Origin of the sequence: Streptomyces sp. NBC_01669 (assembly GCF_026339735.1) — a bacterium.
GTDB classification, from domain to species: domain Bacteria; phylum Actinomycetota; class Actinomycetes; order Streptomycetales; family Streptomycetaceae; genus Streptomyces; species Streptomyces yanii.
The window spans coordinates 731,552-745,301 of record NZ_JAPEQG010000001.1 but is presented as its reverse complement, the minus strand read 5'-3'; the positions used below and the strand labels follow the sequence as shown (position 1 = coordinate 745,301).

Below are 13,750 nucleotides of genomic sequence, written 5' to 3'. Positions count from 1 at the left end.
GAGCCGGCCATGGACCCGAGAATCACCGTCCGCGAGGACGGCGCACTCCTGCGGATCACTCTGGACCGTCCGGACCGCCGCAACGCCATGGACGCGGCCCTGGTCGACGCGCTGGACGCCGCGCTCGACCGGGCCGAACGCAGCCCCGACTGCCGGATCGTGGTCCTGCAGGGCCGGGACGGCATCTTCTGCACCGGCATGGACATCGCGGGCGCGGCCCAGGACACTCCCGCGGACGACGAGCACACGGCCCGCCGTTTCTTCGCCCTGATGACCAGACTCGCCACCGTCCCGCGGATCGTGGTCGCCCTGGTGGACGGACAGACCACGGGCGGCGGCGTCGGCCTCGCGGCGGCCTGCGATCTGATGTTCGCGGCCCCCCGCTCGTCGTTCGGCCTGCCGGAAGGACTGTGGGGACTGCTGCCCTGTTGCGTACTGCCGTTCCTGATCCGACGGGCCGGCCGGCAGACCGCGTACACCATGTCACTGACCACTCTGCCGCTGTCCGCGGCAGACGCGGAACGCCGCGGGCTTGTGGACGCTGTGGACGACGATCCCGAGACCCTGCTCCGACGGGTGGCGTTCCGGGCGGGCAAGGTCGCTCCCGATGTGGTGGGCGACCTGAAGACCTATCTGAACCGGCTGCGGCCGATGCCCCCGGAGACGGAGGACATCGCCGTGGCCGAACTGATGCGGCTGACCTCGTCGGACCGGGTGCGCCGGAACTTCGACGCGTTCGCCGCCGACGGCACCTTTCCGTGGCAGAGCAGCACCGCCCCGACCACGAGGAGTTCGGATTGACTACCGCATGGGTGTTCCCGGGCCAGGGTTCGCAGCGCAAGGGCATGGGGGAGGACGTCCTCGACCGCTATCCGGAACTGTGCGCGATCGCCGACGCGGTCATCGGACACCCGGTACGGGCGCTGTGCCTGGAGGACGACGAACTGCTGCACCATGTGCGCTACGCGCAGCCCGCGATGTTCGTCGTGAACGCACTGAGCTTCCTGGCCGCCCGTGACGACGGCGACCCGCTGCCCGATTTCGTCGCCGGGCACAGCCTCGGCGAGTACGCGGCACTGTTCGCCGCCGGGTGCTTCGACTTCGAGACCGGGCTCCGGCTGGTGCGCCGCCGGGGCGAGGTGATGGACGGTGTCACCGGCGGCGGCATGCTCGCCGTGCTGGGACTGGACTCGGAGCGGGTCGGCCGCACGCTGGTGGCCCGCGGCTTCGACGACGTCGACCTCGTCAACCTCAACGGGCCCGAGCAGCTGGTGCTGTCCGGGCCCGCCGCGCGGGTGCGGGAACTGCGCCCCGTGCTGCGGGATGCGGGGGCGACGAAGTGCGTCCTGCTCAATGTCGACGTGCCCGCCCACTCCCGGTACATGGAGGCAGCGGCCGACGAGTTCGCGACGGATCTGCACGCCGTACGGTTCGCGCCGCCCGTGCTCCCCGTCATCGCCAACCTGACGGCCGCGCCCTATCCGGCCGGCGGAATCGCCGACATGCTGCGGCGTCATCTGTACCGTCCGGTGCGCTGGCTGGACAGCATGAACCTTCTCCTGGACGAAGGGGTCGCCGAGATACGCGAGATCGGGCCCGGCCAGGTGCTGGGCAAGTTCTGGGCCGCCGCGAAGGCCGCCCGTACGGCCGCGGGGACCGGGCCGGCCACGGACGGCGGTTCGCCCGCCGCCGCGGAGGCGGCCCCGCCACCAGCCGTCACCGTGCCGGGCGCCGACCGGCTGGTACTGATCTCGGCCGCGGGCGCCGAGCAACTGCGCGAGGTTGCCCGCAGACTGCGCGACCATGTGCGCGAGCACCGCGGGCTGCGGACCGCCGACGTCGCGTACACCACCCAGACCGGCCGGACGGCGATGGCACACCGGGCGCTGATCGACGCGCCCACACCCGACGGACTCGTCGACTCCCTCACCTCGTTCCTCGACGGGCACCCGGGGGCGGGCCTGCGGCACGCGGTCGTCGGGCCGCAGACCGCCGCCCGCACCGAGGCCGTACCGGCACCGCGCACGTTCGACGAGGCACAGACGGCCTGGCTCGCCGGGGCGGAAGTCGACTGGGCCCCGTACTGGGACCGGCCGGGCACCCGGGTACGGCTGCCCGCCTATCCGTTCGCGACCCGGTTGCCGGACACACCGGCGCCGCCGCCCGCCGCCGACGATCCCATGGAGGCGTACCTCGTCGAGCTCTACTCCGAGATCTCCGGGATCCCGGGAACGGAACTGCACCCCCGGGTCCCGCTGGAGAGCTACGGGCTCAACTCCCTGATCGTCAACCGGCTCAACGCCCGCATCGAGGCGGACCTCGGATACACCTCCCGCACGCTGTTCTTCACCCATACCGACCTGGCGGGCGTCGCGGCGGCGCTCACCGAGCACACCGGCGCGCCGCGCGACACCGCACGCCCGCTGTCCGCAGTCGGACCGCAGGACGGCGTGGACGACACTGCCTGTGCCGCCGGCCCCGAGGACGTGGACGAGCGTGCCATCGCCATCGTCGGCCTGGCAGGCCGCTACCCGCAGGCGGCGGGTCTCGGGGAGTTCTGGGCCAATCTGGCGGCCGGACGCGACTGTGTGGGTCCGATCCCCGAGCCGCGCCGCCGCCCCGGCTGGCCGGTCGACATCATGTGGGGCGGCTTCCTGGACGGCGTCGACACCTTCGACCCACTGCTGTTCGGCATCACGCCCCGGGACGCCGCCCTGATGGACCCACAGGAACGCCAGTTCCTGCAGACCACCTGGGAGGCGTTCGAGGACGCCGGCTACAGCCGGGAGCGGCTGCGCACCCGGCACGGCTCACGCGTCGCCGTCTACGCGGGCTCGATGTACAACGAGTACCCCTTCTTCGGGGTGGAGCGCTCCGCCGCAGGGGATCCGACCGACACGGGTTCGGCGATCGGAGGCATCGCCAACCGGGTCTCGTACTTCTACGACCTGCACGGGCCCAGCATGACCGTCGACACGATGTGCTCCTCCTCGCTCACCGCGATCAACCTCGCGATCCGCGATCTGCGCCAGGGCGACTGCGAGATGGCCGTGGCCGGAGGCGTCAATCTGTCGCTCCACCCGAACAAGTTCATCCAGCAGCGCCGGATGAAGCTCACCGCCTCCGGCCTGCGCTCCCGCAGCTTCGGCGAGGGGGGCGACGGCTTCGTACCCTCCGAGGGCGTCGGCGTCGTCGTCCTCAAACCCCTGCGAGCCGCACTCGCCGACGGTGACCGGGTACGCGCGGTCATCCGCGGCTCCGCGGTGGTGCACGCGGGCCGCACCAACGGCTACATCGTGCCGAGCCCGGTCGCGCAGGGCGATCTCGTACGGCGGGCGCTCGACGACGCCGGTGTGGACCCGACGACCATCGGCTACGTCGAGGCGCACGGCGCGGGCACCGCTCTGGGCGATCCGGTGGAAATCGACGGGCTGGTACGCGGCTTCGCCGAGGCCGGGCCGGAACCCGGCACTGTTCGCATCGGGGCGGTCAAGTCCAACATCGGGCATGTGGAGGCGGCGGCGGGCATCGCCGGGCTGACCAAGGTGGTTCTGCAGCTCGAACACCGCACGCTGGTGCCGTCGTTGCACGCCGAGCGGCTCAACCCGAACGTCGCCTGGGACGAGGTCCCCTTCGCCGTGCAGCGGGAACGGGCCGACTGGCCGGCGCCGGCGGGCGGCGGGCCGCGGCGTGCCGGGCTCAGTTCGTTCGGCGCGGGCGGCACCATCGCCCACGCGGTCCTGGAGGAGGCCCCCGCACCCGTCCGGCGTCCGCACCGCCCGGGCCCGCGTCTGGTGGTGCTCTCCGGCTACGACGAGGACCGGCTGCGCGAAGTCGCCGGACGCCTCGCCGACTTCGTGGCCGCCGAGGGCCCGGAGCTGATGGATGTGGCGCACACCACCCAGACCGGCCGCGAGCATCTTCGCGAACGGCTCGCCGTGGTCGCCCTCGACACGGCCGATCTGGCCGCACAGCTCCGCCGGTTCCTCGCCGGCGAGCCGGGCGACACGCTTCGTGGCCGGGCCCCGGCCGGGGCGCGAACGACCGGCCCCGTTCTGCCGGGGCCGGGCGACACCGCGCCCGATCCGCACCGCCTGGCACAGCACTGGGCACAGGGCGGCACTGTGGACTGGCCCGCCCTGTACGTGGCCGACCGGGCGGCGGGCGCCGCCCCGCGCACCGTCACCCTGCCGACCTACCCGTTCGCCCGGACCCGCTGCTGGGTCGCTGAACCGCCGGGTGTTCCCGGGTACGTCGCGGCGACCGGCAGTGCGTCGATGACCGCGAAGGACACAACCCCGCAGGAACCCGGTCGGACGGTCCCCCTCTGCACCAAGGTCTGGGAACCCGCCGTCACCGGCGGCCCCGCGACGGCCGCAGTGACGCCGGGCCCCGCGTCCGGCGGAATCGTCGTCTGCCTCACCGACCGGCGGTCGGGACGGACGGCCGAGGCGCTCGCCGCGACGCTGGGCGGCGACATCCGGATCGTGCACCCGGACGAGACCGGAACCCTCCCGGCAGCGGAGCGGGTGACCGGCTGGATCGACCTGTGCGATCTCGAAGCCGAAGCCGAAGCCGACGGGGACTGGCACACCCGCCTCGCCCTGCTGCAACAGCTCCTCGCCGGCCGGGCGGGCCGGCCACTGCGGATCGTGCATCTGACCCGGGGACTGGTCGACCTTCCCGGCGGCACCCCGAGCCTCGCCGGAGCCCGTACAGCTGCCTTCGTACGCGCGCTCGGCGCGGAATACCGCCCGGTCATCGCCACCACGGTGGACGTCGGAGACGCGGCCCCCGACGACATCGCCCGGTATGTGGCCGACGAATGGCGCAGGCCCAAGGGCATCGGCGAAGTCAGCTACCGCAAGTCCGTGCGCTATGAGCCGAAACTGCGTCCGGTGACCGTCCCCGGCATCCCGCTGCGCCCCGACCCGGCCAGGACCTATCTCGTCACCGGCGGCACCCGGGGGATCGGGGCGCGCGTCGCGCGGCACCTCGTGGACCGCGGGGCCACCCACATCGCGCTGCTCGGCACCCGGCGGCACGCGGAGGCGGAGGTCACCGTGCGCGAACTCGAACGTGCCGGGGCGCGGGTGTCGCTGCACACCGGAGCGCTCACGGACCGGGCCGCGCTGCGCGCGTTCCTCGACCGGGCGCGCGCCGCAGGCGGACCCTTGGGCGGCGTCGTGCACTGTGCCGGAACGGTCGGCAGGGGCAGGCCCGCGTTCGTCCACAGGACCCAGGACGAGATCTCGGCCGTGCTCGAACCGAAGACCGACGGCCTGCAGACGCTCGAAGAGCTGTGCCGCGACGAGCCGCTGGACTTCTTCGTCACCTTCTCCTCGATCTGCGCCTCCGTGCCCAGGCTCGCCTCCGGGATGCTCGACTACGCGGCCGCCAACGGCTTCATGGACTATTACGCCGGCTACCGCCGGAGGCTGGGACCGACGCCCCTGCGCTCGGTCGGCTGGACCATGTGGCAGGACAGCGGTTCCGGACGCGGCGGACCGAACGTGTGCGCATCCGTCGGACTCGCCGCGCTCGACGACGCATCGGCTCTGCATGTGCTCGATCAGGTCCTCGCGCTTCCCGGCGGAACGGTCGCCGTCCCCTGCCCGCCGCTGCACGGCACCGTCGACAGGGACGCCCTGTTGCGCGTCGACACCGAACCGAAACCGGCCGCCGGACCCGCGCCCGCGTCCACGCCCGTGCCGGGGACCGTGCCTGCCGCGGGGGTGCCGCGCTGGCTGTCCGGACTGTTCTCGGCCACCCTCGGTGTCCCCCTCGACGACCTGGACCCGACGACGGAGTTCGGCGACCTGGGCGTGGAGTCGGTGATGCTGGGGGAGCTCCTCGAAGGCATCGAGGACCGGGCCGGCCGTCAGCTGGAACCGGCCATGCTGCTCGACCACCCCACCCTGGAACGCCTCTCCCGCCGGCTCGCGGAACTCGGCATCACCGGACCAACGGCCACGGAGCAGGAACCGGCGCCGGAGCAGGTCACCCCACCGGCACCGGTGTCGGAGCCCCTGTCGTCACCGGCACGGGTCCCGGCCGCGGCGCAGCGCCCCGTACCGCAGGACTCACCGGTCCGGTCCGGCGGCGCCGGGTCTCCCGGGCCCGATGAGCGGGTCGCCGTCATCGGCATGGCATGCCGCTTCCCCGGGGCACCGGACGCGGGGGCGTTCTGGGACAACCTCACCGCAGGACGCGACTCCATCACCGAAGTGCCCCGGTCCCGCTGGGACCCGGACCGCTATTACCGGGCGACGCCGCAACCGGGCAGGAGTCTGAGCCGATGGGGCGGATTCCTCGACGGAGTGGAGAATTTCGACGCCGGTTACTTCGGCATGAGCGACGCCGAGGGCGCCGCGCTCGATCCCGCCATCCGGCTCTTCCTGGAGTCGGTCGCCACCGGTCTGAGTGACGCCGGGTACGAACCGCACGAACTGCGGGGCGACGACATAGGGGTGTTCGTCGGCGGCCGTACCTCCGACTATGCGACACGTGCCGGTCTGCATCAGCAGATCCTCCAGTCCGACCAGCACTTCATCGCCGCCCATGTCGCCCACCATTTCGACTGGCACGGCCCCAACCTTGTGGTGGACAGCGCCTGTTCGTCCTCACTGGTCGCTGTGCGCCTGGCGATGCAGTCACTGTTGGCCGGCGACTGCACGACCGCGGTGGTCGGCGGGGTCGAGCTGCTGCTCGACGAGCGCCCGTACCTTGAGTTCAGCGCGGCCCGCGCGGTCTCCCCGACCGGCAGATGTCATGCCTTCGACGAGAGCGCGGACGGCTTTGTCCCCGGCGAGGGCTGTGGGGTCGTGGTACTCAAACCGCTGAGCGCCGCCCTGGCCGACGGCGACCGCATCCATGCGGTCATCGAGTCCACCGCGGTCAACAACGACGGTCAGACCATGGGCAGGACCACGCCCAACCCCGCAGCTCAGGCAGCCGTGGTCCGGCGCGCGCTGGCCAGGGCAGGGCGGACGGCCGGGGAGATCGGCCTGATCGAGGCGCACGGCACGGGCACCCTCATCGGTGACCCGCTGGAACTGCGCGCCCTCACCGATGTGTTCAGGGAGAGCACCGACGCGACCGGGTTCTGCGCGATCGGCAGCGTCAAGTCCAACCTGGGGCATCTGCTGGCCGCCGCGGGTCTGGCCGGGCTGCTGAAGGCGGTGCTCTCCGTCGAACACGGGGTCCTGCCACCCACGCTGTTCTGCGAGAACCCCAACCCGCGCTTCGATTTCGCCCGTTCGCCGTTCTTTCCGAACACATCGGCACGGGACTGGCCGGCCGGACGTCCACCGGTCGCCGGAGTGAGCTCCTTCGGGCTCGGCGGCACCAACGTACATCTGATCGTCGCCGCCCTGGACCCGGACCGGCACGGCACCTCGCCCGCCACCGTACGGGCGCCACTCCCACCCCCGCCGCTGCGGCGGAAGCGCCTGTGGCTGGACCGGCACCCGGTGGCCGAGGAAACGGGCCCCACGCCTGTCTCCGGATCACTGACGCCGACGGCGCCGGACACCGACGCACCGCTCGTACCGTCGCTGCTCCAGCTGGACTTCATATGAGCGGCAACGGCCGGCGCGCCTGGTTGTTCACCGGTCAGGGTTCCCAGCGCAAGGGCATGGGCGCCCACTGCGCCGACCTGCTGCCCGGCCACTGGGAACTGGCCGACCGGCTGCTGGGATTCTCGGTGCGGGAGGCCTGCGCGGCCGACTCCGCCGGGCGGCTGCGCGACACCCGTCATCTCCAGCCGGTCATGTTCGTCCTGAACGCTGTCGCCGGGCTGGTCCGGCTGGAGCGGGAGCCCGCGCCGGACTTCCTGGCCGGGCACAGCCTTGGCGAGCTCAACGCCCTGTTCGCCGCGGGCTGCTTCGACTTCGAGACCGGTGTACGGCTGGTGCGCCGCCGGGGCGAGCTGATGGCGCGGGCCTCGGGCGGATCCATGGTGGCGGTGGTGGGTCTGGCACCGGAGCAGATCGAGGCGCTGACCCGGGCCGACCCGGGCGACGCCGTGGAGGTGTCCAACTACAACTCGCTGGACCAGACCGTGCTGTCCTGCCCGCGCGCGGCCGTCGCCGGGCTGGTGGACCGGGTCGCGGATGCCGGTGGCCGCGCGGTCCCGCTGAATGTGAGCGCGTCGTTCCACTCCCGCGACATGGCGGCCGCGGAGGAGGAGTTCCGCGAGTACCTCACCGGAGTCCCGCTGGACGATCCACGGATTCCGGTGCTGTCCAACGTCACCGCGCGTCCGCATCGGCCCGGCACGGTCGCCGCACAGCTCAGCAGACAGATACGCCGACCGGTGCGGTGGCGCGAGTCGATGCTCCATCTGGCCGCGGAAGGCGTCCGGGAGATCACCGAGATCGGGCCCGGGAGGGTGCTGACCGGATTCTGGGAGTCCGCGCTCGCCGAACCGATCCGGGTGAAGCCGCAGAGCCCGCCGGAGCAGGCCCCGGCACGCGTACCCGTACCGCCCCGACCAAGCCCACCGGCCGCTTCCGCCTCCGCCGCTCCCGCCCCTTCCCCTGCGGCCGGCCCGGCACGCGCCCTCGCCCTCGCCCCGCAGGACCTGGGTTCTGCAGAGTTCCGGGAGGACCACGGGGTTCGCTGGGCCTACGCGTCCGGATCGATGTTCCGTGCCATCGCCTCCACTGCCCTGGTCGCGCGGATGGCGAGAGCCGGGCTGCTCGGCTTCTACGGCGCCGGAGGCGTCACTCTGCCCGAACTCGCCGACGCGATAAGGACGATCCGCGCCGACGCAGGGCCCGACGCCCGGTTCGGAGTGAATCTGCTGCACGACCCGGAGGACCCCGCACACGAGGCCGCGACCGTGGATCTCTGTCTCCGGCACGACATCCGCAGCGTCGAGGCAGCCGCTTATCTGCGCGTCACCGAGCCCCTGGTGCACTTCCGCTTCAGCGGCGCGCACCGGGCCCCCGACGGCACGCCGGTGGCGGTACGGCACATCGTGGCGAAGGTGTCACGTCCCGAGGTCGCCGAAGCGTTCGCCCGCCCGGCACCCGCCGCTCTGGTGGCCCGACTGGCCGCGGACGGCCGGCTGACCCGTGAGGAGGCCGAGGTCGCCGCGCTGCTTCCGGTCGCCGGTGACATCTGTGCCGAGGCGGACTCGGCCGGTCACACCGACGGGGCCGCCGCCATGACCCTGATGCCTGCCATGACCCGGCTGCGGGACGATGCCATGCGGCAGCACCGATATCCCCGGCGCATCCGCATCGGCGCGTCCGGCGGCATCGGCACCCCCGAGGCGCTCGCGGCCGCGTTCGTGCTCGGCGCCGACTTCGTGGTCACCGGCTCGGTCAACCAGTGCACGGTGGAGGCCGGAACGTCCGACACGGTGAAGGACATGCTCGCCGGACTCGATGTGCAGGACACCGCATACGCACCGGCCGGCGACATGTTCGAGTACGGCTCCCGGGTACAGGTGGTGCGCAAGGGCACGCTGTTCGCGGCCCGCGGCAACAAGCTCTATCAGCTCTACCGTCAGCTCGACGGTCTCGAAGCGCTGGACGCGGGCACGCGCCGCTCCCTGGAGGAGACCTGCTTCCGGCGCCCGCTGGAAGAGGTGTGGAACCTCGTCAGGCAGCGCTACGCGACGACCGGCCGCACCGACCTGGCCGTCGCCGGCGAGCGCGATGCCAAACGGCGCATGAGTGCCGTGTTCCGCTGGTACTTCGGGTACTCCACCCGGGCGGCGATGGCCGGTGACCCGTCGGAGCGGGCGAACTTCCAGGTCCACTGCGGGCCCGCCATGGGCGCGTTCAACCGGTTCGTGGCGGGGAGTGCGCTGGAGGACTGGCGACGCCGCCACGTGGACGGCGTCGCCGAAGAGCTCATGACCGGGGCCGCCGATGTGCTGGAACGCGCGTCGTGGCGTCCAGCAGGAAGTCCCCGATCAGCTCGCTGACCTCCTGGGCCCGCTCGTGCAGCAGATAGTGGGTGGCGCCCGGCAGCCGCACATGCCGGGCGTCGGGGAAGGTCCGTACGGCATCCCGCAACCGCTCCGGGGAGGCGATGTCGTCGTACTCGCCCCCCAGCGACAGCACCGGCACCCGCAGTTCGGCGGCGCCGGCCAGTGGATCGTGCGACCACAGGTCGAGGAGTTGAGCGGCGTACCGCAGCAGGGTGGGACCGGTCGCGAACGGCGCGCGCACCTCCGCGCGCAGAGCCGGGACCACCTGGCGCAGCACGGTGTCCGGATCGGTTCCGTCCTGGTCCGCCGGTGCCGCCCCGAACAGACTCATCAGCCTCCCCACCAGATAGGGCTGGGCGGCCAGCGTCGTGCACAAGAATTCGAGATCGCGTTCGTAGGGCGTGTCCAGGCCGTCACTGCGGCCCAGCTGTTTGAACGAACCATTGAGGAAGACCATCGCCCCGATCGCGTCCGGCCTGCGCCGGTACAGCTCCAGGGCGACCCGTGGACCCGTGCACCAGGCGGCGACATGACACGACTCGATCCCCTCGTGATCCATGATCGCTTCGGCGTCGTCGGCCTGGCCCGCCACGGCGGACGGCACCGGACCGGTGTCGTGGACGCCCCGCGGATCCCAGGCGATCACCCGCCGGGGTGCGAGATGGCCGATCAGGCGGTGCCACCAACGGGTGCGGTACCCGAGGGCGTTGAGCAGCAGCAGTGGTGGGCCGACGGTTCCCGCGGTCAGATAGCTCAGCGGTGCGCCGTCCCGTGCGGTGATCACGGTGGGGGCCCGGTCGCGCAGCTCCTTGCCGCGGGCCCGCACGGTGTCCCCGCGCATCCGCTGTCCCGCCCGCACGGAGCCGATGAGGCTGCTGAGCGCGGGTCCGTCCAGGGGCGAGCCGTCCACTGCCGACGCGACCAGGTGATCCCGGCGCCGTTCGACGGCGGGCCCGCCGAGCTGGTCCATGGTCGCGCCGAGCCGGTCGGCGAGCTGCCGGTCCACCGGATTCAGCTGGGCGGGGTCGTCGACCGCGGTGACGGTGATGCCGTACCCCGCGCTCAGCCGCCGGCACAGCTCGGGCACCGGCACGGGTTCGGCGGCCACCAGATTGACGTACCGGCAGTCCGGCCCGGTCTGTCCCGCGAGGGACACCAGGGCGGTGGCGATACGGTCCACGGGCAGCGCGCCGAGCGCCGCCCCGGGGTGCGCGTGCAGGCGCAGCGGCCGATCGCGCAGATATCCGGGTGCGCGCTCGTCGAGTTCTTCGCGCACCGCTTCCAGGGTCGTCAGCAGGTGCAGCAGACCGCCGTCGCGGTCGTCGGGCAGGGCGCCGGGCCGGTCGGCCGCCGGATCGGTACGCACGATGTGGGCGACTATCCCCAACTCGGCGCACCGGGAGGCCACTTCGTCCTCCCTCGGTTGTCCCGGCCAAGGCCCCTCGGGCAGCGGCTGCGGATGGTTCCGCGCCTGTACCGGCCGGGCTGGACCGACATGGCCGAAGCTGCGGGCATCGAGGTCCGGCAGGAGCGACAGCAGCGTGCGGGTGAGCGCGGCGTCCTGCGCGTCCCCCCGCTCACGGTCGGGGTCGCAGCCGGTCGCCAGACACCAGACCTCGTCCGCGGATACGTCCGTGCCGCCGTCGTGCGGCTCGGGCACGAGCATCCCGTCCGGGTCCTTCACCAGCGGCACATGGATCAACCGGGTCCTTGCATCCCTCCGTTCGCGCGGCGGAAGCCGGGCCAGCACCCGGTCGACCAGATGGCATTCGGCGCTGAGCAGAATCACCTTCGCCGTGGTCGCCGAAAGATAGCGGGCGGCGAGAGCCGTGGCCAGCGACCGCGGGCGGCCGGCGATGAGAACAGGTCCGCGCATAGGCGTCTCACTTGTCGTCCGGGCGGGTGGGACGCCCATCGTGCGCGGCGGTCTTCGCAGCGCACCGCACACATTTGAGCACCGTACGTACCGGCCGTCCGCTTAGCATCGCCCCACTCGCAGGGCGACCACGGGAGAGCGACGTGTGGGACGTGACATTCGAGAAGGTGCTCAGGGCCTCGCTGCGCGGTCTGCCCGATCAGGTGGACCTGGAGGCGGACGCGCTGCTGACGCGATTCGGACTCGACTCCCTCGCGACGGTCGGGCTGATCGCCGCACTGGAGGAGGCGTACGCCGTGGTCATCCCCGACGAGGCGGTGAACCCGATGAACTTCCGCACGCCGAGAACGATCTGGACGGTGCTCTCGGCCGCCCGCGGCGAACCGACGGAGGCTGCCGGATGAGCCCCGGCGGTCTGCACACCTGGTTTCTCGACGGCCTGGCGCGCAACCCGCACGGGCCCGCCCTGGCCATCCACGGCCGCGAGTGGACCTACACCGAACTGCACGCGCTGGCCGGGCGGTATGCCGACCGGCTCATCGCGGACGCCGGACGGCCCCCGCGCCGGGTCGGGATACTCGCGGCCAAGAGCATCGAGGCGTACGCCGGTCTGTTGGGCGCGCTCTACACGGGCGCCGCCTACGTCCCGCTGGGCCCCGAGGTGCCGCTCGCCCGCAATGTCGCCGTCGCGCGGTCCGCTGGGGTGGACGCCCTGATCACCGACGCGTCGGGCGCCGAACAGGCCGCATGCCTGCAGGAGGTCGTACGCGACGCACGCGAGCGGGCGGGTGATGACGGGGGAGAAGCGGGCGCGGGAAGCCGCGCGGAGGACGGCGACGGGCTGGCATACGTCCTGTTCACCTCGGGATCCACCGGTACACCGAAGGGCGTACCCGTCTCGCACGCCAATGTCGGCGCCTTCCTGCGGGCCGCCGGGCGGCGCTACGACTTCGACGAACGGGACCGGTTCAGCCAGATCTACGAACTCACCTTCGACCTCGCCGTGTTCGACCTCTTCACGGCGTGGTCGGTCGGCGCCTGTGTCTGTTCGATGACCCGGCTGCATGCCCTCGACCCGGTCCGCGCGGCCCGTCGGAACGGGCTGACCGTCTGGCACACCACCCCCAGCCTGGTGGGCGCCGTCCAGTCCAGGAACGGTCTGCCCGCGGGTGGCCTCGACGGGCTGCGGCACAGCATCTTCTGCGGCGAGGCGCTGCCCGCCGCAACCGCACGCGCCTGGCACCGCGCGGCTCCCACCTCGACGATCCACAACATCTACGGGCCGACGGAGCTGACCATCGCCTGCACCGCCCACACCTGGGATCCGGAACGTGACCCCACCGACACCGGCACGGTGCCGATCGGCGTGCCGCACGAGGGCCTGGACGTGCTGCTGCTCGGCGAGGACGGGGAGATCCGCCAGGACGTGGGGGAGCTGTGCGTGACCGGCGACCAGATGTTCGGGGGCTATCTCGACCCGGCCGCCGATACGGGCCGGTTCCTGGAGCACGACGGGCGCCGCTGGTACCGCACCGGCGACCGGGTCAGGTACGAGCGCGACGTCGGGCTCGTCCATCTGGGCCGCACCGACCAGCAGATCAAGATCCGTGGCTACCGGGTCGAGCTCGGCGAGATCGAGAGCGCCGTACGAAGGATCACCGGGCAGGACGCCACGGCGCTCGTTCTCGGTGAACCCGCCGCGGAAATAGCGGTGTTCGTGTTCGGTGACACGCCCGTCGACCTCCCGGCGCTGGCGAAACGACTGGCCGGCGATCTGCCCGGCTACATGGTGCCCGGCCGCCTCTGGCCGTTGCCGAAGGCCCCCCTGAACAGGCACGGAAAGATCGACCGCGGAAGCCTGCGGGCCGCAGCGGCACAGCGGCTGGACCGCCCGGCCGGTGAGTGAACCACCTAGGGAAGGACTGGCG

Annotated in this window: 6 protein-coding genes; 5 read left to right on the top strand and 1 reads right to left on the bottom strand. The window is 72.3% G+C overall.

Features of this window, described 5'->3' with window-relative positions; all coding sequences use genetic code 11:
* Nucleotides 1-9 precede the first annotated feature (9 nt).
* From OG972_RS03335 to OG972_RS03325, 3 genes are read left to right on the top strand one after another with little or no spacing between them, the layout of a single operon-like run.
* Entirely contained in the window at nucleotides 10-801 is a 792-nt protein-coding gene (locus tag OG972_RS03335) for an enoyl-CoA hydratase-related protein (RefSeq protein WP_266978188.1), read from the top strand.
* Complete coding sequence (locus OG972_RS03330; RefSeq protein ID WP_266978187.1) at nucleotides 798-7,580, top strand: type I polyketide synthase; 6,783 nt, start codon at nucleotides 798-800, stop codon at nucleotides 7,578-7,580. The genes OG972_RS03335 and OG972_RS03330 overlap by 4 nt, the downstream gene beginning before the upstream one ends.
* Nucleotides 7,577-9,940 carry a PfaD family polyunsaturated fatty acid/polyketide biosynthesis protein gene (locus OG972_RS03325; protein WP_266978186.1) on the top strand — a complete coding sequence of 788 codons (2,364 nt, stop codon included), beginning with the start codon at nucleotides 7,577-7,579 and terminating at the stop codon, nucleotides 9,938-9,940. The genes OG972_RS03330 and OG972_RS03325 overlap by 4 nt, the downstream gene beginning before the upstream one ends.
* On the opposite strand, the gene OG972_RS03320 is transcribed toward OG972_RS03325, so the two are convergent.
* Nucleotides 9,867-11,822 (bottom strand): alpha/beta fold hydrolase, encoded by a 1,956-nt coding sequence (locus OG972_RS03320; protein WP_266978185.1) that lies wholly within the window; start codon nucleotides 11,820-11,822, stop codon nucleotides 9,867-9,869. The genes OG972_RS03325 and OG972_RS03320 overlap by 74 nt on opposite strands.
* Nucleotides 11,823-11,965: 143 nt before the next feature.
* Here OG972_RS03320 and OG972_RS03315 point away from each other — a divergent pair, with 143 nt between their 5' ends.
* Together OG972_RS03315 and OG972_RS03310 are read left to right on the top strand one after the other, a co-directional pair.
* Nucleotides 11,966-12,226, top strand: coding sequence for an acyl carrier protein (locus OG972_RS03315; RefSeq protein ID WP_266978184.1), 261 nt, complete (start codon nucleotides 11,966-11,968; stop codon nucleotides 12,224-12,226).
* Nucleotides 12,223-13,728: an amino acid adenylation domain-containing protein gene (locus tag OG972_RS03310; RefSeq protein ID WP_266978183.1), complete on the top strand. Its 1,506-nt coding sequence runs from the start codon at nucleotides 12,223-12,225 to the stop codon at nucleotides 13,726-13,728. The genes OG972_RS03315 and OG972_RS03310 overlap by 4 nt, the downstream gene beginning before the upstream one ends.
* The last annotated feature ends 22 nt before the right edge of the window (nucleotides 13,729-13,750 follow it).

Bases quoted from the DNA above. Each gene is read 5' to 3' on its own strand.
- OG972_RS03335 (WP_266978188.1), top strand. From the start codon at position 10: ATGGACCCGAGAATCACCGTCCGCGAGGACGGCGCACTCCTGCGGATC.
- OG972_RS03325 (WP_266978186.1), top strand. From the start codon at position 7,577: ATGAGCGGCAACGGCCGGCGCGCCTGGTTGTTCACCGGTCAGGGTTCC.
- OG972_RS03320 (WP_266978185.1), bottom strand. From the start codon at position 11,822: ATGCGCGGACCTGTTCTCATCGCCGGCCGCCCGCGGTCGCTGGCCACG.
- OG972_RS03310 (WP_266978183.1), top strand. From the start codon at position 12,223: ATGAGCCCCGGCGGTCTGCACACCTGGTTTCTCGACGGCCTGGCGCGC.